The sequence below is a fragment of the Faecalitalea cylindroides genome, from assembly GCF_028321995.1.
Lineage (GTDB): Bacteria > Bacillota_I > Bacilli_A > Erysipelotrichales > Erysipelotrichaceae > Faecalitalea > Faecalitalea cylindroides.
Window position 1 is genome coordinate 1 of sequence record NZ_JAQLXG010000020.1, and the last position, 19,210, is coordinate 19,210.

The window sequence follows — 19,210 nt, forward strand, 5'->3', positions numbered from 1 at the left end:
CAAAAAGGACTGGAGTTTCCATTTAAGGAATTCCAGTCCTTTTTTAGATCTAACTTTTAACTGTTAGACCCCCTTGTTCTTATTTAAATGCTCTTTTAAATCTTTCAAACGGTGAATCAGATTGTCCACTCTTTAACTGTTCATACAATTCACGCTCTTTGCGAGAAAGTTTCTTTGGAATTTCAACAGCTACTTCAACATATTCATCTCCTTGACCGGAACGAGATTTAACACCTTTTCCTTTCAATCTGAATTTTGTATTTGGCTGTGTTCCTTCTGGAATTTTCAAATCAACATCTCCATATACCGTAGGTACTTGAACTGTACATCCTATCGTCGCATCAATTGCACTGATTGGAACTTTAATATGAATATCGTTGTTTTCACGTTTGAATGTTGGATGTGGATTTACGATAATTTCGATATATAAATCTCCGTTTGGTCCACCATTTGTTCCTCTTTCACCTTTTTGCGCTATACGAATCTGCTGCCCAGTTTGAATACCTGCAGGAATCTTGATATCCAGTTTAACTCGTCTATGTTCATATCCTTTTCCATGACAAACATGACAAGAACGAGATACTTTCTTACCGGTTCCATGACAATCTGGACATACAGACTGTTGTTGGATCACACCAAAAGGTGTTCGCTGCTGGCTCATGACATAACCAGAACCATGACATGTAGGACATGTCTGAATATCACTTGGACTTTCTGCTCCACTTCCATTACAGTGTTTACATGTTTCATCGACTTCTAATGAAATCGTTTCTGTTTTACCAAAGATCGCATCCATAAAATCAATGCGCATCTGCATATAACGATCCTGTCCCTGGCGTGGCTGATTGCTTTGACGGCGAGATGAGCCACCAAAACCTGAACCAAATCCTCCACCAAAGAATGATCCAAAGATATCGCCTAAATCACCAAAATCGGTAAATCCCCCCTGGAATCCACCTTGGTTAAAAGCTCCATCCATTCCGGCATGACCGAATTGATCATATGTCTGGCGCTTTTGTTCATCACTTAAGACTTCATAAGCCTCATTGATTTCTTTGAATTTATCTTCGGCTCCAGGATCTTTATTGACATCGGGATGGTATTTCATCGCAAGTTTTCGATATGCTTTTTTTATTTCATCGGGCGTTGCGTTTTTAGAAACTCCCAGGACCTCATAATAATCTCTTTTTTCGGCCATGATCCTTCCTCCTTCTACACATGTGAAAGTTCTAGCGCGGGCTAGAACTTTGTTTTATTAATGTTTTTCAGTGAATTCTCCGTCAACTACATCATCATTTGCATGTGTTGTGTTATCTTGTGATGCACCTTGTGACTGAGCTTGTTGTTGATACATCTGCTGACCAGCTGCCTGAGCTGCTTTTTCTAACATGTCAAGTTTAGATTTAACCTCATCCATGTTATTTTCGTCAAGGGCTTTTTGAAGGTCATCTCTTAATTTCTTAGTTTCTTCAGCTTGTTTTGGATCAATTTTATCTTTGTTATCTTCTAACATTGCATCGATTTGAGAAATGAAACCTTCAGCTTTGTTACGTAAATCAATTTCTTCTTTACGTTTTTCATCTTCAGCTTTATGATCTTCAGCTTCACGAACCATACGATCAATTTCTTCCTCACTCAATCCACTTGAGTTTTGGATCGTAATAGATTGTTCTTTTCCAGTGCCTTTATCTTTAGCACTTACGTGTACGATACCGTTGGCATCAATATCAAATGTTACTTCGATTTGAGGAACACCACGACGAGCTGGTGCAATTCCTGTTAACTGGAAGTTACCTAATTCTTTGTTGTCAGCTGCCATTGGACGTTCACCTTGCAATACACGGATATCTACAGCCGGCTGATTATCTGCAGCTGTTGAGAAGATCTGTGATTTACTTGTTGGGATCGTTGTATTACGTGGAATCAATACTGTCATGACACCACCCATAGTTTCAATACCTAATGATAGAGGGGTAACATCAAGCAACAATACATCTTTTACATCACCAGAGATGACACCACCCTGGATTGCAGCACCCATAGCAACTGCTTCATCTGGGTTAACTGAGTGACTAGGTTCTTTTCCTAATGCCTTACGAACAGCTTCCTGAACAGCAGGGATACGAGTTGAACCACCAACTAACAATACTTGATCGATATCAGATTTAGATAATTTAGCATCTCTTAACGCATTTTCGATTGGCAATAATGTACGTTCTACTAGTGAACGAGTCATATCATCAAATTTAGCACGAGTTAATGTTGTATCGAAGTGAAGAGGACCAGCAGGACCAGCAGAGATAAATGGTAAGCTGATCTGCGTCTGCATAACTCCACTCAAATCTTTTTTAGCTTTTTCAGCTGCTTCTTTTAAACGCTGCATAGCCATTGGATCAGCTGTTAAGTTGATTCCGTTTTCTTTCTTGAATGTATCAACCATCCAGTCAACCAATACATTATCGAAGTCATCTCCACCTAAGTGAGTATCACCATTTGTAGATAATACTTCAAATGTACCATCGGCTAGATCCAAGATACTAACATCAAATGTTCCACCACCTAAGTCGTAGATCAATACTTTCTGTTCTTTTTCTGTTTTATCAATACCATAAGCCAATGCAGCAGCTGTTGGTTCGTTGATGATACGTTCTACATCAAGACCAGCGATCTTACCTGCATCTTTTGTAGCCTGACGCTGAGCATCATTGAAGTAAGCAGGTACTGTGATAACAGCTTTTGTAACTTTTTCTCCAAGATAGTCTTCTGCATATGATTTCAAATATTGAAGAATCATCGCGGAAATTTCCTGTGGTGTATACTGTTTTCCTTCTGCTTCTACTTTTTGATTTGTTCCCATCAAACGTTTGATAGAACTAATCGTGTTTTTATTTGTTACTGCCTGACGTTTTGCCGCATCACCGATGATACGTTCACCATTTTTAAATGCAACCACACTTGGTGTAGTACGGTTTCCTTCTGGGTTAGGAATTACTTTTGAATCCTTACCTTCCATTACGGCAACACAGCTGTTTGTTGTTCCTAAGTCAATACCAATAATTTTAGACATATTCTTTTCCTCCTTTATTCACTAACTTTGACCAATGCTGGTCTTAAGATTCGATCTTTTAACATATATCCTTTTTGTAAGACCTCAATAACGATACCTGGTTCGACGCCTTCTTTTGCTTCCTGCATCAAAGCCTGCATCGTATTGTGGTCAAAAGGTTTATTTAAAGCTTCAATTGGCTTTACACCTTCATTTTCCAAAACGCCTACAAGTTGTTTATGAATCATTTCAAAACCTTTGACATAATTCTTGATAGCTTCATCTTCAGATTCAACTTTTAACGCCAATTCCATAGAATCTAGAATTGGAAGAATTTCCAAACCTGCCTGCTGGAAACGATATTTCTTTGCGGTATCCGCTTCTTTTTGAAGACGTTTCTTCATATTTTCTGTATCTGCATAGGCTCTAGCCACATCATTTTTTGCCTTATCAAGTTGTACCAAAAGCCCCTGAATGATTTCTTCCTGTGTAGGTTCTTTTGTTTCTTCTTTTTCGACTTTTTCCTTCGTCGCTTCTTCTTTTACTTCTTCTTTTGTTTCAGGCTCTACCTTCTTTTCTTCTTTTTTATCTTTTTTATCTTTTTTACTCACCGTCTTTACCTCCTTTACCGTTACCAAAAACATCTTCGATAACGTTTGACATGTAATCCATCAAGGCTACGACTTTTGAATACTGCATTCGATTAGGGCCAACGACCATAAGTTGTCCTTCTTCTTCATTGTTGTAATGGAACTTTGTCGTTACGACTGAACAGTCCCCGATCTGGATAAGTTCATTTCGTGTACCAATTTGTACTGCTACATTATCCGCCTGGTCTGTCCATTGATGGAAAAGTCTACCATTATCCAGAACCTTCATAAGTTCTTTTAAACGATTGATATCGCTGAATTCTGGTTGACCCAGCATGTTATCTCGCCCTGACACCGCAACCTTCTCTGTCGCAAAGCGCATAAACGCTGTGACAAAAGCTTCAAACAAAACTTCATGTCGAACAAGTTTTGCAGCCATCATTGGTTCGATCTCACTCATCTTGTCAACAACATCACATATTGGTGTACCAACCAACTGATCATTTAATAAATCTGTACAGTTTTTAATATCTTCAACCGATACATCCTGTTCAAACTGGAACATCTTATTCTCCGTATGTCCTTGATTAGTCACAAAGATCGCAACAGCATTCTTTGAATTGATTGGAATCACCTGAATATGCTGTAGAGCTTGATGTCTAGCATCTGGGCCTAATACGATACTTGTCAAATTGGTCATATGACTTAAGATATCGCAACTTTTCTCAACCACTTCATCCAGCGAATAATGTCTTTCTCTAAAAACTTGCTGGAGCGAATTTCTTGTTGAGACATCCAAATGTGTTTCCATCAAATGTTCTACATAGAACCGATATCCTTTTTGACTTGGGATACGACCACTAGAGGTGTGCATCTTTTCCAACAATCCCGCTTTTTCAAGGACTGCCATTTCATTACGAATCGTGGCACTCGATACAGGGAAATCTAATAACTGCATCAGCGTCTTTGATCCAACGGGTTCAGCCACTCTGGTAAACTCCTCAACGATGGTTTTAAAAATAATTTTTTGACGTTGCGTTAGTTTACTTTCCGGCATATTAAGACTCCTTTCTAGCATTCTTACTCCATGTCTGCTAATAGTATACCACACTTTTTAGCAGTGGCAAGCTTAAAGTGCTAGAAAGTTGCACTTTCTTAAGTTTTTTATTTATATTTTCATTGTTATAATAAGAATATGAAAAAAATATTAACATTTGACTGCTATGGAACTTTATTAGATACTTCAAGTCTTTATGATCTTATTGGAAATATCGCCAAAACAAACAACCTTTCCTCTATAGAAACAATCCATATTTTTTCAAGCTATGAAGATCGTTTAATGTATGGAGAACCATTCATATCCTATGAACAATTGATCAAAAATGTCTTAAGCTATTGTGACATGGAACTAAAGACTTCACTTTTTTCAAATTATTACGATGCAATCATGAAGGCACACCAAGAGTTTCCTGTTTTTGATGATGTCATGCCTTGTTTAACATCATTAAAAGAAAAAGGATATGAATTAGCTTTAATGTCCAATACAACAAACTCCTTAATGAAATACCATCTTCTAAAGATGAATAATATCTTTGATTATGTTCTGACCAGCGATGAAACCAAATGCTATAAACCAAACCTTGAATTCTTTCGATTGGCCGAAATAAAATTTGATCTTATAAACAAGGATCACACTCATATTGCGAAAGGATATTGGTGGGATATCGTACCAGCTGCTAAGATGAACTGGAATAAGATTTGGATCGATCGCAGCCATATAAAGGCAGGAAGAAACACTGAAAAGCCTTATACGATCATACCCAATCTAACAAAACTAACTTTATTATAGAAATAGAAAAGAGGTCATTATGAAACAAATCACATATGTCAATGATTCTATCGTACTTGGAGCAACCACCTTAAAAGATACATCTGTCCCTGAAAATAATAATATGGCTCTTCATGTCTGTTTAGATCCTGAAAAAGTTATGATAAATCGTTATCAATTAAGCCAGGAGTTAAATCAGCCTTTATCCAATTGGGCACTGCCTTGGCAAAAACATACAGCCAACATTTATGAAGTAACACAAAAAGATAAACAAAAAGGAGCTTTCGATAAAGATACAAGCATAATGAATGTAGATGCAGTATATACTTGCGAAAAAAACATTCTTATCGGTGTGTTTACCGCAGATTGTGTTGGTATCTTTTTAGTCGATGAAACAAAGCCTAGTATCTGCTGCATACACTCTGGTTGGAAAGGGACCGTTCAAGCTATTACAGATAAGTGCGTCAAAGAACTCATTCAAAACAAAATAATTAATCCTAAAACCACGAAAGCTTTCTTCTCCCCAAGCATTTTATTTGATTCTTTAGAAGTTGGCATGGAAGTCATCGATCAAATTAAACAACTAAATTTTGATGTGGAACCTTTTATTCGTTATATGCCAAATCAAAAGGCATTTATCGATAATCAAGGTTTAAATATTCAAATGTTATTAAATAATGGATTAAACATTGATAATATCTATCCTTCAAAACTCGACACAAAAAAAGAGCTGAATGATTGTTTCAGCTTTAGAAATGACAAAAAAACCGGTGAACATTTCACTTATGGTTATATAAAATAATCCGATCAATTGATCGGATTTTTATCACGCAAGTAGTTATCAAGATTTATCTTTCGATACAAATCTTTATGCACATCATAGAAGCTGATTTTATCAAAATCTTCCTGTTTATTTGGTGCCGGAACAAAACGGTCCAGATAGTAAAGATTATGCGAATCCGAACACATATAAATTAGACCGGCAATCCCAGAATCAAGGACGTAAACTCTGGCATAAACAGACAATTGTTCTTTTTGAAGTATTTTTATAAATTCTTCCGGTTCTAAATGGACAACTTTATTGCACATAACCTTTACCTCCTTTGGACACTTTGATTATCGCTTTAACATCAATAAACCACAATATTATTTTTGAAATTAAATAAATTCAAAAGATATTTTTTTGGTATAATGAAATTAATTGATATAAATATTTTTTATTCAAAAAAAGGAGATATTATGACAAAGAAAAAAGAAGCTCGTCAAATTCGCATTCAAAAGATTCTTCTTGAACGCACCAAAGTCAAGATTTCAGATTTAGCCAAAGAGTTAAATGTTACTCCAGAAACTTTACGAAATGATTTAAATGAGATGGAAAACTTATCTTTATTGGTGCGAGAGCATGGATATGCACGTGTGATTTCCTCTTCGTTTGAAACCCCTTTGACCATGCGAAACAGAGAAAATCCAGAAGATAAACGCCGTATAACTTTTAGAGCCTTTCAGGAAATTAAAGATGGACAAATCGTCTATCTAGATTCTGGAAGCACAGTATTGCTTGGTGCTAATGCATTACAGATGAAAAAGGATATTACCGTTGTCACCAACTCGATTCCTTTATTAACGCATTGTATCGCAATGAACATCAATACGATCGTATGTGGCGGTTTTCTCTTTAATACTGGAGCTAGAACATATGGTCATTTTGCCGCAAATATTATTGATCACTTGCATATCGATGTTGCGATCATGGGAACCGATGGAATTTTGGATTCTAATGGATTTACAACGATGAATTCTAACGAATTAAGTCTGAAACGTCATGTAATGAACCAAACAAAAAAACTTATTGCCGTTTGCGATGGCAGTAAGTTTTATACATCCGCTCCATATATATTTTGTAAGTTTAAAGAATTTGATATGTTGATCACAAATAAGCTAACTGATGAACAACGTAAAATGGTTCAAGATATAAAAGAAGTTGTTGAAGTTTAGGCAAATGGATGATCAAGCGTCATCACAAGATACACTTTCCTATCCGAAGAAAGATGATTTAAGATTTCTTCTTTGATTTGATCTTCATTTCGTTTTTCCTCATACGGAATAACCAAGTCAAAAACTAAATTCACATGCGTTGGCCCGGATACGATCCTAAAATCATGAAATTGCCAGGAAGGTTCAATTTCTTCGATTGCACAGGCCAGCTTTTCTTTATATTGGTCGGTTAATGGATCGTTTACTTTCACAGGATCCATATGTAAAGACATTTCTACATTAAATTTACTTTTAATCTCTTTTTCTACATTATCGATATGATCATGCACATCAAAGATATCACAATCTGAATCCACTTCCACATGCGCACTGGCAAACAACTTGTTAGGCCCATAATTATGAATGATCAAATCATGAACACCTAAAACTCTTTTATCTGTCATCATTTCTTTAACAATATCATCTACAAGTGTTTTATCTGGTGCCTCCCCCAATAGAGAATTTACGACTTCTTTGATCAATCCATAAGCATTATACAAAATGATTGCCGATACGATTACACCCATATATCCATCTAAATTAAAGCCGATAAACGGAGAAATCACTGTAGATACTAAGACCGCACTTGTTCCTATCACATCTGATATAGAGTCTAGAGCCGTAGCCTCTAACATCGTTGATTCATATTTTTTTGATAACGATTTATTATAAAGATACATCCATAACTTCACTAAAATAGAAATAATAAGAATAAATACTGTTACAAGTCTAAAATCAATAGTATCTGGAGATAAGATCTTTCCAAAGCTTTCTTTTGCCATTTCGATCCCCAAAAATCCGATCATCAACCCAACAAACAAAGAAGCAATTGTTTCTGTTCTCTCGTGTCCAAAAGGATGATCTTTGTCAGCTGGCTTATTAGACAGGTAAAAAGAGAAGATAGCGATGATATTGGATCCTGCATCTGTCAAGTTATTAATAGCGTCTGCCTGAATAGAAACAGAATTCACGATAATTCCTATTACAAACTTAATTCCAAATAAAAAGACATTACACAAGATCCCTATCCATCCGCATAAACGTCCAACAGCACTTCTTACATCTGGATTCTTGGTATCTTCCGAATTTTTTACAAATCTTCTAACTATTAAATTAATCATATTGAGAGTATAACATTATCGGGTTTTTAACTCAATGGCATCTAGGTAGTAAAAACTTACTCTATCAACCACCTAGAAGCATGCTTAATAACGGTAAAGTAAATAGCGAAAACAGTGTAGAAACAAAAACCAGCTTGGATGAAAATACGGGATCTTTATCATATGTTTGAGCAAGCATTGCGGTTGTACTTGCAGCTGGCATTCCTGATAAAAGAACACATACATTGGCAACAAGTATATCTATATTCAAAAAACGTACAATTCCCAACAAAACTAAAGGTAATACAATTAGACGAATCATGCTATAAAATAGCGTGGTCTTATCAAACACATCATCTACATTAACATCACTCAATATACCTCCAATAGCAATCATGCTTAATGCTGTATTACAGCTGGCAATAGCTCCAATCGTATCATCCAATGCTTCCGGTAATACGAATCCAAACATACGACCTATCATCAAAAGTACACCTATAAAAATGGCAATAATACAAGGATGAAATAAGACATTTTTGATCAAATCTTGTTTACGACTTGTCGTATATAAAGATAAACCATAAGACCACATACATACTCTTTGTGGAATCAAAAAAATTGATGCATATAACAAACCGATATCTCCAAATACACCCTGTGCTAATGGCATCCCCATAAATCCTGCATTAGAGACCATTGTGCCATACTGCAAATTGATTCTTCGCGCCAGTGATTGATTCTTCCAAAGAAAACAGTTAAAGAGCCAATATATAAATTGTGTCATAACAGATACCAAAAACACCATGATACAGGACACAATCAAATCATGATCTACATCAATTTCAAAAGATTGTATGATAGAACAAGGCAAAACGATCGTCAATACGATTTTAGTTAATTGTTTTCTTGTTGAAGAGCTCATCAATCCAGTCTTAGACAAAATAAGCCCAACAACGATCAGTAAAAAAATTTCAATCTGTAAATTTATCATGTGATCTCCTTTTGAACTTATTCTACTCTTTTGTCCAAGTGAATAAAATAATAAAATGTATGACCTTTTCAAAAATCTTAATCTAAGCAGGAGAATAACAAAATATATACAACTCAAACAATAAACTTATATTATTAAAAAATTGACAAATAAAAAGACACTAGCGTGTCTTCGTTATTTTCATGATCCAATAACCTTTATCACGGGCAACCCTTTCTACATTTGCCTGTTTTTCTTCAAAATAATTAACGGCACTTTGCGCTCCATGTTGTTTGCGCATGACGATCCATAATCTTCCATCCTCATTTAAATGTTCTAAACATTGATCAAACAAGGAATAAATCACTTTCTTTCCCGTGCGTATTGGCGGATTTAAGAGGATACACTCAAAATTGCCCTCTTTGATTCCATCATCATTTTTCAAAGTGGCCTGAATCGAATGTCTTTCAAGATTCTTTTTTGCAAGTTCACATGCTCTTGCATTGATATCGATCATTGTCATGTTTGTTTTCCAAAAAGAGGAAAGTACAATTCCAATAACACCGATACCACATCCTAAATCTAATACTGTTTCAGGGTTGGATTCATATTCTAATACAGTATTTAATAAGATCTTTGTTCCTTCATCCAGCTTATCTTTTGAAAAAACGCCTTGATTCGATTCAAATTCAAATTTCTTTTCTTTTATTTGAAAAGAGAAAGTAAAAGGCTGATCTTTTACTTTCTCATCGTTTATAAAATAGTGACTCATAGATTATTCTTAACTACATTTACGATAGACTGTGGGTCTAAACCGTATGCTTCAAACAATTCTTTTGGCTTTCCGCTTTCACCAAAAACATCTTGAACTCCAACACGAGCCAATTTGCATGGGCATCCAGCTTCAGCCATTACTTCGGCAACAGCACTTCCTAATCCACCAATAATAGAATGTTCTTCACAAGTAACGATCAAATCATGACTGTTTGCCAATTCTACGATCAATTCTTTATCGATTGGTTTGATCGTATGAATATTTACAACAGTTGGTTCAAAATCTAAAAGTTCACTTGCCTTTAAAGATTCCTGAACCATGCTTCCTGTAGCCACCAAAGCAACTTTAGTTCCTTCTTTTAATACGACACCTTTTCCTAATTCGAAATGATATCCCTCAGGAGTTACTTCTTCAACACCACTTCTTCCAAGTCTTACATAACATGGACCATCATGGTAGGCAATAGAACGAACGGCCTGTTTTGCCTCATTATAATCACAAGGAACGACAACTGTCATACCAGGAATACCACGCATTAAGTTAATATCTTCAATACATTGGTGACTTGCACCATCTTCACCAACACTAATGCCTGCATGAGATGCACAAATTTTAACATTTAATCTAGGATAACCAATACTGTTACGAATTTGTTCAAATCCACGTCCAGTTGCAAACATTGCAAATGTAGAGGCAAATGCAATTTTTCCACTTGCAGCCAAACCTGCGGCAACAGACATCATATTCCCTTCTGCGATTCCCATATCAAAATGACGAGATGGGTCTACCTTTTTAGCTTCACCACTCTTTGTACTTCCTGCTAAGTCTGCATCAAGTACAACGATATTTTCATCTTCCTGTAATAGTTCTTTTAACGCATCTCCATATGCGATACGAGTTGCGATACTAGCCATAATTAACAAGCCTCCAATTCTTTGATTGCTGCATGATACTGTTCTTCATTAGGGGCAACACCATGCCATCCAGCCTGATTTTCCATGAAGGATACACCTTTTCCTTTGATCGTTTTTGCAATGATCACAGTTGGTTGTCCTTTTGTTTCTCTAGCTTCTTTAAATGCAGCTCGAATCTGGTCAAAATCATGACCATCAATTTCGATTACATGACAATTGAATGCCTTCATTTTCTCATTTAAAGGATAAATACTCATAACATCTTCCACTTTACCATCAATCTGTAAGTTGTTGTTATCGATGATAATGCATAAGTTGTCAAGTTTATGATGAGCAGCTGCCATAATCGCTTCCCAAACTTGACCTTCCTGACATTCCCCATCTCCACATAATGTATAGATACGGTGGTCATTTTTATCTAATTTATTAGCAAGAGCCATGCCTACAGCACAAGAGATTCCCTGACCTAAAGATCCTGTGGACATATCAACCCCTGGAAGTGCACGCATACTTGGATGTCCTTGAAGTCTAGAACCTAAATGACGGAATGTCTTCAGTTCCTCCTTTTCGATCCAACCTTTTTCCGCAAATGCAGCATATAAAGCAGGACTCGCATGTCCTTTGCTTAATACAAATCGATCACGATCAATTGAATTTAGATTATCTTCATTGATATCCAATTCCTCGAAATATAGGCTCGTAATGATATCTGCTGCGCCCAAACTTCCTCCTGGGTGTCCGCTTTGTGCATAAAAAACTTCTGTTACAATACTCTTACGAATGCTGTTCGCATGTTTTTCCAGCTCAATGTTTTTCATTCTCGATCTCCTTTTCGCTTATCCATTATAACAAATTTTTTCTTACGTTGTACAAGAACTTGCTCTTTTTTAGGTCTTTGTTCACATTATAAATAACATGTTTTATAATGATGATAACTTATTTAGAAAAAAGAGGTGAAAATATGGGTAATAAATCACTATATTATTTAACTTGTGTCTTGTTCTATATCGTTGCAATCATTAATTTTTTTAATTCTGATACAACAACTGGTGCTGTCTGGCTGTGCTTAGGATCGGTATTCTTATGCTTTGGAACATCTTCTAAACAAAAGAATAACGAAAATGATGATGACTCCAATCTCTAACAATTCATTGATCAAAAATGTCAATCAACTCTCGTAGCTATACCGTTATTATTGCTCATAAAGTATAAACTTTGAAAGGATTTTTCTATGGTTCGATATATTGCTTTATTACGGGGAATCAATATTAGTGGGAAAAACAAAATATCTATGCAAAAATTAAAAGAATGTTTTGAAGAACTCCCTTTCCATGAAGTCAAAACATATCTTAACAGTGGAAATGTCATTTTTTCTACTTCAGAAACAAATATCTCAGGTATCACATCCTCTATTGAATCTATGATCAAAAAAACATTTGATCTAAATATTCCTGTCCTGGTTATTTCTCAAAAATCGTTACAAAACGCTCTTCAAAAAGAACCGAGTTGGTGGGATTCAAAAAACAAAGACATTTATGATAATCTTATTTTTATCCTTCCTCCTGCCACATTTAAAGATGTATATGATAATTTAGGAAGACCTAATGATCAATACGAAAGAATAGAAAATGTAGAAAACTTTATCTTCTGGTCTTTTGATCGTAAAAACTACCAGAAAACATATTGGTGGGCAAAAACAGCCAGCTCTACTATCAGTACACAGTTAACAATTCGAACAGCCAATACAGTCAAAAAGATAATAAATTTATAGAATCGAAGGTAAATATGAAAACAACTTCTAAAATACTAAAAATCATTAACATTCTTTTTTTGATCCTTACGCTTATATTCCTTATAGTACAATGGAATCAAATCCCAATGCAGATTCCTACTCATTATGATTTATATGGGACAATGGATAATTATGGACAAAAAAACAGCTTGATTGGATTCTTTATTATTGAGCTTGTTATTTATCTTCTTTTAAAAGGCATTCAATGGATCGTAAAACTCGCTATTAATTCTTCCGATACAAAGAAATCATTTAAACAATATATTTCTTTTATCGCTGAATCTTTCATTTTTGTATCAAACTTTTCTTTTTCGATGTTGATTTACCATATGGCTACATCATCAAATATCTCTTTTTGGCTCACTTTTGGCCCACTAGTTCTCGTGATATTAATTATTTGTTTTACTTTCTTTAAATTCGAAACTTGTTAACGCGAAAAGTGTTTTTGCGTTTATTAAAGAGTTAAAATCTATACTTTTATCAAGAATTAACAAAACCAAGATGATTGAATTTTCATCTTGGTTTTGTTTTATCGATTATAATCGTCTTCAATACGTACTACATCATCTAGATGAGGCGTACTCACTTCGATGATCGTTGTATCTTCTAAAGCGGTGTTTCTATGACGATATGTTGGCGGATTATGAATAATATCCCCTGGACCATAAACATGCGTTTCCAGTTCTCTGTTTTCATTATCTTCCAACACTTCTAATTTTCCGCTTAAGATATAGATATGTTCTTCTTTTTTATGATGATATTGAAAAGAGCATCTCTGTCCTTTTTTAAAGAATATTTCTTTTAAGGCGTAGTTATCTGTAATGGCAATCCATTTCTCATAGCCCCATGGTTTTTCTACATACTTATTTAATTCTACTTTCATAAACTACTCCATATTGGCATGACGTCCAAACATCGTATCGGAGTCCAAGCCCTTTCTTTCCATTAACATCATAATTGAAATATCCATAAAAATTCCTTCTGATTGTTCAAACAAAGAACCCATAGGCTGAATAGACACAACATCACCTTGTTTGGCACTCTTAGGACTTGGTGCACTGATTTCGACAACCACGTCTGCCATTTTCGCAATCGTAGATTCTGGATTAATGGTAATCAAAGCCACTTTAGCTCCAACTTCTTTGGCTTTTGTCGCATGATTTACCAAACTCTTTGTTTCTCCTGATCCACTGCACACAACCAAAAGACCATCTTCTTTAATATTTGGCGTGCATGTTTCACCAACAACATAACTGGCTTTGCCCATGTGCATCAAGCGCATTGCGAAACCTTTGATTTGAAATCCACTTCTTCCAGCTCCTGCACAGAATACTTCATTCGCTTCATCCACCAGTTCAACGAATTTTTCTGCGTCTTCTGTATCAATTTTAGTCAATGTATGTGTTAATTCGTCGATTACTTTTTTTGCGTATTCCTGATTATTCATACTATCCTCCTATTTTAAATGAGATTTCATTTCTTTTGATGTTGCAGCTCTATCTTTAGCATTGCAGATGGCACCACCTACTACGATGATTTCAGCTCCTTCATTAACAATGTCATCAATCGTTGATAGTTTCACGCCTCCGGCTACAGCGCTTTTCGCATTTTTGATTACTTTATTTACAACCTTTAGTTCTTCTAATGGATCTTTTCCGCTTGCCTGCACATCAAATGCAGTATGAACACAGATATAATCCACACCCATATTATCAATTTCGATTGTTCTTTGTTCTAGATCTTTTACCGCTATCATGTCCACCATGATCTTTTTACCATATTTCTTAGCAGAACGTACACAACCTTCAATTGTTTCATCGTTACTGACACCTAAAACAGTTACGATATCCGCTCCAGCTTCAAAACACTTATCCGCCTCAAATTCACCGGCATCCATGATCTTGGCATCTGCTAAAACTTCAATATTATCAAATTTTTCTTTAATAGCTCGAACTGGAACCATGCCCTCTTCAATAATAAATGGTGTTCCCACTTCGGCAATATCAATATACCCTTTTGTTTCTTCCAATAATTCTAGACACTCATCTAAAGTTAATGTATCTAGTGCAGCCTGTAATTTCATATTGATCCTCCTATCTGATATTCATAGAATAGTAAATTTTAAATTTAAAAACAACGAATTTATTGGTATTTCACAAAGAAAAACAATATAATATTGGAAATACAAAATATTTACCAATATTTGAAATAAATTTCCAACTTTTTACCAAGGAGGCATTATGTCAAAATCATCACTATCAAGACAGAACAATATTTATCAAGCCATATTATCAAAAGGTAGAATCTACGTCAGTGAATTAAGCAAAAACTTCCATGTCAGTTCTGAAACGATCCGAAAAGATCTTGATATTTTAGAACAACAAGGCCTTATCCTAAAGAAACATGGATACGCAGAAATCATGAATGATTATTTTCAGTTACCTTTAAATGTGAAGATTACAGAACACGCTTTAGCTAAACAAGCAATAGCGAAAAAAGCCCTGGAATATATCAAAGACAATTCTATGATTTTTCTTGATCCAGGAAGCACTACACTAGCTTTAGCTAAATATCTTCCTTTAAAGAAAGGATTGACCATCGTTACCAATTCACTGGCCATTGCCCAACTTGTTTCGGATATGAAACATGATTTGATCTTTACAGGAGGAAGACTTCAAAAGAAAGGAAAAGCCTTTGTAGGGGCATTTACCGTTAATAATATTGATGCGATCCAAATTGATACAGCTTTTATGGGATGCGATGGATTTCTAAATACTGATGGTCCAACAACATTCTCTTTTGAAGAAGTCTTGATCAAACAGCATGTCATTAAAAAAGCATCCCAAAAGATTCTGCTTTGTGATGCTTCTAAATTTGAAAAAACCGGCACATATACATTTGCCAGTTTTAAAGATTATGATGTTTTGATTACAAATCCGGTTTCAAACAAAGAAAAAGAACTTGTTAAAGATGTAAAAGAAGTAATATACGTTAATGCTGACCAATAGCCTTCAAAATTTCCTTAGAAGCATGCAAAGACATGATATTGCTTTCAATACAATTTGATTCAATACACTTTGCGGCATGTTCTATTTCTGAAGTAAAATCACTATAAAAGTCGACCATAATTTTTGTCGTTTTATCTCCTTGAATCAGAAATGCTTCTTTTTCTTTCCAGTAAGCAGGTATCTTAAAATATCCTTTGGTTCCATAAATATATCCCGTTCCCTTATGATCTTTATCATATAGCCAGCTGCTTTTTATGCTGGCTTTTATTCCGTTTTCATATTCTAAAAGCGATTGAAAAAAGAAATCACATGGAAGATCTTTATATCCGGATTTCACGATATAATGAGACACGATGTCACTTTGGGCAAAATAATTTGAAAAACATGCAGGATACACACCAATATCTCGGCTTGCTCCTCCACTTTGACCAAAGACCCATTGTTCAAAATTGGGATCATCATTCAAAATATTATGACTATATTCTGCATCAATGTAATAAATATCTCCTATTGCCCCTTCTTGGATCATTTCTTTTACTTTGACTAATAACGGATTAAAAGCCGTCTTATGGGCTTCCATCAAAAATACTTTATTTCTTTTAGCAAGCTCAAACAATTTGTCCAGTTGAAAACTTTCTAAAACCATTGGTTTTTCACAAATCACGCTTTTTTTATTTTCTAAAGCCTCTTTAATTTGTTCATAATGAAGATAGTTAGGTGTACATAAATAAATTACATCCACATTTTCATCCTCATAAACATCTTTGATAGATGCATATGCCTTTTTAGCATGATACTCTTCTTTATATGTTGTTGCCTTATTAAGATCTCTACTCACAAAGCCATATAAGTTCATATGCTTAGCACCTAAACATCCATTACAAACTCGCCTTGATATTTTACCAAGACCATATACTACCATATTTATCATATGTAAACCTCCTTTAAAAAAGGGCATACACATGTATACCCTAAATACTACTCTTCTTCTTTTTCTACTTCGAAGATCGTTGCTCCTAAAGCAGGAACATTTACTTCGATCATAAATGGCATATTATGTCTCTTGATTCGAATCGAATGACAAGATTGAGGTTTGGCATTTACCCATGTTCCATTGTATTTATCCCATTGGGTATTCAAAATTTCTTTATAGACACCTTTTACTGGAACACCAAACTGTTGATGATCATAACCGTTTGTAGAGAAGTTGATAATGATTACAAAGTCTTTCTTAGTTCCCTTACGAACAAAAGAGAATGTATTTTGAGATGCATTGTCCGCATCGATCCATTGGAAACTTGTCCAACTATAATCATCTTTATAGAATGCATCATTATCGGCATAAATACCTGTTAGATCACTGAAGAATTTTTCAAATGCATCATGCATAGGATATTCACGCAAGAACCAGTCACAACTCTTCATTTCATCCCACTCACGAAGCTGTCCGATTTCATTCCCCATGAAATTTAATTTCTTACCTGGATGTGCATACATATATGTGTATAAAGCACGTGCTTGAGCAAACTTGTCTTCATAACTTCCCCACATCTTATCAACGATCGTTGCTTTACCGTGAACGACTTCATCATGGCTTAGTGGAAGGATAAATTTTTCGGAATAGAAATAAGCCATAGAGAATGTAACATCATTATGATGCCACTGACGATAAATTGGATCTTTTTTCAAGTAAGATAAAGTATCATTCATCCAGCCAAGATCCCATTTATAGTCAAATCCTAAACCACCATCTAAGCTTGATTTTGTGACATTTGGGAAATCCGTCGAATCTTCTGCGATCAACATGATCTTTCCATCATATTCTTTATTCAATAAATAATTCATTCGTTTCATGAAGTTGCAGGCACCCTCATTTACACCATTATTTTTGTTTCCATGCCAGAAAATCGCATTGGAAATTGCATCCATTCGTAACCCATCTACATGGTAAACATCCAACCAGAAATTGGCAGCTGACATCAAGAACGAACGAACTTCTTCTTTCCACAAATCAAAGTTTAATGTATCCCATTGAGAATTTGCATCTCTTTCATTTGGATATTCATATAATGGTGTTCCATCAAATAGTCTTAACGCAAAATCATCACGTACAAAATGCACAGGAACAAAGTCCATGATGATTCCAATACCTGCCTTGTGAAGAGCATTGACAAAATGCATCAATTCTATATTTGTTCCATAACGAGAGGTACTTGAGAAATATCCAGTACTCTGATATCCCCATGATCCATCAAATGGATACTCACTTAAAGGCATGACTTCTACATGGGTAAAATGATGTTTCTTACAGTGTTCAATCAATTCATCTTGAATTTCATTATAATGTACGAAATCTTCCCCTTCTTTTTTCCATGATCCTACATGCATCTCATAAATATTGACTGGAGAATCAAATCCTTTATTACGCTTTTCCATCCATTCTTTATCTTCCCACTTATCAAATTTTAATGAAGATATGATACTTGCGTTTTGTGGGCGAAGTTCACTATAGAAGGCGTATGGATCGGATTTATCGACAACTTCTCCTCCTTTTCGAATAACACGATAACGATATGTGTCTCCTTCTTTGGCGTTGCGGATCGTACAGCTCCAAATTCCTTGATCATCTTTTTTCATGACATTCTTTTTGTCATCCCAATTATTAAAAGATCCTATTACAGAAATACCTTCTGCATTTGGCGCATAAACATTAAACTCTACTGATTTTGGTTTAACATGCGCTCCAAAAATGTTATATGCCTTGATTTCATTCCCTTCAAAAAAGGCTTTTGTCTTATTATGGTTCATATCTAGAACCTCCTTTAACTACCTCTTTATTTTACAACATAAACGAATAGTATGAAAGAACAAAAATGAAAACGCTATACAAATAAAAATACATTTATGGTCTTTTTAATATATATATATCTTAAATGCTCTCATCAAAAATTGTTGTATTCCAACAAAAAAGGAACTCTTTAATTTAGAGGGGTATTCAATTTCTTTTGGGGTCAAAATTTTTGGGGTCAATTTTAGGGTCAATCTTGGGGTCGATTTTTGGGGTCTTTTAAACGACCTCTTTTCGTATTATGAAACCAGGAAGAAAAGTATTCTGGTTAATATAGAATTGTATAATGTAGATGAACAGATCAA

At 35.1% G+C, this 19,210-nt stretch carries 22 protein-coding genes; 7 read left to right on the plus strand and 15 right to left on the minus strand.

Features of this window, described 5'->3' with window-relative positions; genetic code table 11:
- Positions 1 to 79 precede the first annotated feature (79 nt).
- From dnaJ to hrcA, 4 genes are read right to left on the minus strand one after another with little or no spacing between them, the layout of a single operon-like run.
- A complete protein-coding gene (gene dnaJ / locus PND65_RS09030; RefSeq protein WP_271991727.1) occupies positions 80 to 1,198 on the minus strand; it encodes a molecular chaperone DnaJ in 1,119 nt (372 codons plus the stop codon).
- Positions 1,199 to 1,255: 57 nt separating this feature from the next.
- Positions 1,256 to 3,067 (minus strand): molecular chaperone DnaK, encoded by a 1,812-nt coding sequence (gene dnaK, locus PND65_RS09035; RefSeq protein WP_195295073.1) that lies wholly within the window; start codon positions 3,065 to 3,067, stop codon positions 1,256 to 1,258.
- A gap of 14 nt (positions 3,068 to 3,081) precedes the next feature.
- Entirely contained in the window at positions 3,082 to 3,657 is a 576-nt protein-coding gene (gene grpE, locus PND65_RS09040; RefSeq protein ID WP_022355322.1) for a nucleotide exchange factor GrpE, read from the minus strand.
- Entirely contained in the window at positions 3,650 to 4,693 is a 1,044-nt protein-coding gene (hrcA, locus tag PND65_RS09045; protein WP_271991725.1) for a heat-inducible transcriptional repressor HrcA, read from the minus strand. Before hrcA ends, grpE begins: the two co-directional genes overlap by 8 nt.
- 138 nt (positions 4,694 to 4,831) lie before the next feature.
- On the opposite strand from hrcA, the gene PND65_RS09050 reads away from it, so the two are divergent.
- Together PND65_RS09050 and PND65_RS09055 are read left to right on the plus strand one after the other, a co-directional pair.
- Positions 4,832 to 5,485 carry an HAD family hydrolase gene (locus tag PND65_RS09050; protein WP_271991723.1) on the plus strand — a complete coding sequence of 218 codons (654 nt, stop codon included), beginning with the start codon at positions 4,832 to 4,834 and terminating at the stop codon, positions 5,483 to 5,485.
- A 19-nt stretch (positions 5,486 to 5,504) separates the two neighbouring features.
- Positions 5,505 to 6,266 (plus strand): polyphenol oxidase family protein, encoded by a 762-nt coding sequence (locus PND65_RS09055; RefSeq protein ID WP_271991721.1) that lies wholly within the window; start codon positions 5,505 to 5,507, stop codon positions 6,264 to 6,266.
- Between the two features lie 5 nt (positions 6,267 to 6,271).
- On the opposite strand, the gene PND65_RS09060 is transcribed toward PND65_RS09055, so the two are convergent.
- Positions 6,272 to 6,553 (minus strand): hypothetical protein, encoded by a 282-nt coding sequence (locus tag PND65_RS09060; RefSeq protein WP_087158035.1) that lies wholly within the window; start codon positions 6,551 to 6,553, stop codon positions 6,272 to 6,274.
- A gap of 150 nt (positions 6,554 to 6,703) precedes the next feature.
- On the opposite strand from PND65_RS09060, the gene PND65_RS09065 reads away from it, so the two are divergent.
- Entirely contained in the window at positions 6,704 to 7,459 is a 756-nt protein-coding gene (locus tag PND65_RS09065; RefSeq protein WP_015535687.1) for a DeoR/GlpR family DNA-binding transcription regulator, read from the plus strand.
- Here the strand turns inward: PND65_RS09065 and PND65_RS09070 are convergent.
- The 5 genes from PND65_RS09070 to PND65_RS09090 form a co-directional block, all read right to left on the minus strand.
- A complete protein-coding gene (locus tag PND65_RS09070; protein WP_087320548.1) occupies positions 7,456 to 8,619 on the minus strand; it encodes a cation diffusion facilitator family transporter in 1,164 nt (387 codons plus the stop codon). The two genes, PND65_RS09065 and PND65_RS09070, sit on opposite strands and share 4 nt — an antisense overlap.
- 64 nt (positions 8,620 to 8,683) lie before the next feature.
- A complete protein-coding gene (locus PND65_RS09075; RefSeq protein WP_271991718.1) occupies positions 8,684 to 9,589 on the minus strand; it encodes an AEC family transporter in 906 nt (301 codons plus the stop codon).
- Positions 9,590 to 9,749: 160 nt separating this feature from the next.
- Positions 9,750 to 10,340, minus strand: coding sequence for a class I SAM-dependent methyltransferase (locus tag PND65_RS09080; RefSeq protein ID WP_035400269.1), 591 nt, complete (start codon positions 10,338 to 10,340; stop codon positions 9,750 to 9,752).
- Complete coding sequence (locus PND65_RS09085) at positions 10,337 to 11,257, minus strand: transketolase family protein (protein ID WP_087320557.1); 921 nt, start codon at positions 11,255 to 11,257, stop codon at positions 10,337 to 10,339. Before PND65_RS09085 ends, PND65_RS09080 begins: the two co-directional genes overlap by 4 nt.
- Positions 11,258 to 11,259: 2 nt before the next feature.
- Positions 11,260 to 12,075 carry a transketolase gene (locus tag PND65_RS09090; protein ID WP_015535691.1) on the minus strand — a complete coding sequence of 272 codons (816 nt, stop codon included), beginning with the start codon at positions 12,073 to 12,075 and terminating at the stop codon, positions 11,260 to 11,262.
- Between the two features lie 143 nt (positions 12,076 to 12,218).
- On the opposite strand from PND65_RS09090, the gene PND65_RS09095 reads away from it, so the two are divergent.
- From PND65_RS09095 to PND65_RS09105, 3 genes are all read left to right on the plus strand, one after another.
- Positions 12,219 to 12,401 (plus strand): hypothetical protein, encoded by a 183-nt coding sequence (locus tag PND65_RS09095; protein ID WP_195191278.1) that lies wholly within the window; start codon positions 12,219 to 12,221, stop codon positions 12,399 to 12,401.
- An 87-nt stretch (positions 12,402 to 12,488) separates the two neighbouring features.
- Complete coding sequence (locus PND65_RS09100) at positions 12,489 to 13,028, plus strand: DUF1697 domain-containing protein (protein ID WP_271991716.1); 540 nt, start codon at positions 12,489 to 12,491, stop codon at positions 13,026 to 13,028.
- A 14-nt stretch (positions 13,029 to 13,042) separates the two neighbouring features.
- Positions 13,043 to 13,480, plus strand: a complete 438-nt coding sequence (locus PND65_RS09105) for a DUF1648 domain-containing protein (protein WP_271991713.1) — start codon at positions 13,043 to 13,045, stop codon at positions 13,478 to 13,480.
- 98 nt (positions 13,481 to 13,578) lie between these two features.
- On the opposite strand, the gene PND65_RS09110 is transcribed toward PND65_RS09105, so the two are convergent.
- From PND65_RS09110 to hxlA, 3 genes are read right to left on the minus strand one after another with little or no spacing between them, the layout of a single operon-like run.
- Complete coding sequence (locus PND65_RS09110; protein ID WP_022355333.1) at positions 13,579 to 13,932, minus strand: cupin domain-containing protein; 354 nt, start codon at positions 13,930 to 13,932, stop codon at positions 13,579 to 13,581.
- 3 nt (positions 13,933 to 13,935) lie between these two features.
- Positions 13,936 to 14,496 carry a 6-phospho-3-hexuloisomerase gene (gene hxlB, locus PND65_RS09115; RefSeq protein ID WP_022355334.1) on the minus strand — a complete coding sequence of 187 codons (561 nt, stop codon included), beginning with the start codon at positions 14,494 to 14,496 and terminating at the stop codon, positions 13,936 to 13,938.
- Positions 14,497 to 14,505: 9 nt separating this feature from the next.
- Positions 14,506 to 15,132 (minus strand): 3-hexulose-6-phosphate synthase, encoded by a 627-nt coding sequence (gene hxlA, locus PND65_RS09120; RefSeq protein WP_087320576.1) that lies wholly within the window; start codon positions 15,130 to 15,132, stop codon positions 14,506 to 14,508.
- A 157-nt stretch (positions 15,133 to 15,289) separates the two neighbouring features.
- On the opposite strand from hxlA, the gene PND65_RS09125 reads away from it, so the two are divergent.
- Entirely contained in the window at positions 15,290 to 16,057 is a 768-nt protein-coding gene (locus PND65_RS09125) for a DeoR/GlpR family DNA-binding transcription regulator (RefSeq protein WP_271991710.1), read from the plus strand.
- Here the strand turns inward: PND65_RS09125 and PND65_RS09130 are convergent.
- Complete coding sequence (locus tag PND65_RS09130; protein WP_271991707.1) at positions 16,041 to 16,988, minus strand: Gfo/Idh/MocA family protein; 948 nt, start codon at positions 16,986 to 16,988, stop codon at positions 16,041 to 16,043. The genes PND65_RS09125 and PND65_RS09130 overlap by 17 nt on opposite strands.
- Positions 16,989 to 17,035: 47 nt before the next feature.
- The gene (gene glgB, locus PND65_RS09135; protein ID WP_087158044.1) at positions 17,036 to 18,865 is read right to left on the minus strand and encodes a 1,4-alpha-glucan branching protein GlgB; all 1,830 of its coding nucleotides are present in this window, start codon (positions 18,863 to 18,865) and stop codon (positions 17,036 to 17,038) included.
- Positions 18,866 to 19,210 lie beyond the last annotated feature (345 nt).

Coding starts and splice junctions, on each gene's coding strand:
- dnaJ (WP_271991727.1), bottom strand. CDS start 1,198: ATGGCCGAAAAAAGAGATTATTATGAGGTCCTGGGAGTTTCTAAAAAC.
- PND65_RS09085 (WP_087320557.1), bottom strand. CDS start 11,257: ATGGCTAGTATCGCAACTCGTATCGCATATGGAGATGCGTTAAAAGAA.
- PND65_RS09060 (WP_087158035.1), bottom strand. CDS start 6,553: ATGTGCAATAAAGTTGTCCATTTAGAACCGGAAGAATTTATAAAAATA.
- PND65_RS09075 (WP_271991718.1), bottom strand. CDS start 9,589: ATGATAAATTTACAGATTGAAATTTTTTTACTGATCGTTGTTGGGCTT.
- PND65_RS09050 (WP_271991723.1), top strand. CDS start 4,832: ATGAAAAAAATATTAACATTTGACTGCTATGGAACTTTATTAGATACT.
- PND65_RS09095 (WP_195191278.1), top strand. CDS start 12,219: ATGGGTAATAAATCACTATATTATTTAACTTGTGTCTTGTTCTATATC.
- PND65_RS09070 (WP_087320548.1), bottom strand. CDS start 8,619: ATGATTAATTTAATAGTTAGAAGATTTGTAAAAAATTCGGAAGATACC.
- hxlB (WP_022355334.1), bottom strand. CDS start 14,496: ATGAATAATCAGGAATACGCAAAAAAAGTAATCGACGAATTAACACAT.
- PND65_RS09110 (WP_022355333.1), bottom strand. CDS start 13,932: ATGAAAGTAGAATTAAATAAGTATGTAGAAAAACCATGGGGCTATGAG.
- hrcA (WP_271991725.1), bottom strand. CDS start 4,693: ATGCCGGAAAGTAAACTAACGCAACGTCAAAAAATTATTTTTAAAACC.
- dnaK (WP_195295073.1), bottom strand. CDS start 3,067: ATGTCTAAAATTATTGGTATTGACTTAGGAACAACAAACAGCTGTGTT.
- PND65_RS09055 (WP_271991721.1), top strand. CDS start 5,505: ATGAAACAAATCACATATGTCAATGATTCTATCGTACTTGGAGCAACC.
- glgB (WP_087158044.1), bottom strand. CDS start 18,865: ATGAACCATAATAAGACAAAAGCCTTTTTTGAAGGGAATGAAATCAAG.
- PND65_RS09130 (WP_271991707.1), bottom strand. CDS start 16,988: ATGATAAATATGGTAGTATATGGTCTTGGTAAAATATCAAGGCGAGTT.
- PND65_RS09125 (WP_271991710.1), top strand. CDS start 15,290: ATGTCAAAATCATCACTATCAAGACAGAACAATATTTATCAAGCCATA.
- PND65_RS09100 (WP_271991716.1), top strand. CDS start 12,489: ATGGTTCGATATATTGCTTTATTACGGGGAATCAATATTAGTGGGAAA.
- PND65_RS09105 (WP_271991713.1), top strand. CDS start 13,043: ATGAAAACAACTTCTAAAATACTAAAAATCATTAACATTCTTTTTTTG.
- PND65_RS09080 (WP_035400269.1), bottom strand. CDS start 10,340: ATGAGTCACTATTTTATAAACGATGAGAAAGTAAAAGATCAGCCTTTT.
- hxlA (WP_087320576.1), bottom strand. CDS start 15,132: ATGAAATTACAGGCTGCACTAGATACATTAACTTTAGATGAGTGTCTA.
- PND65_RS09065 (WP_015535687.1), top strand. CDS start 6,704: ATGACAAAGAAAAAAGAAGCTCGTCAAATTCGCATTCAAAAGATTCTT.
- PND65_RS09090 (WP_015535691.1), bottom strand. CDS start 12,075: ATGAAAAACATTGAGCTGGAAAAACATGCGAACAGCATTCGTAAGAGT.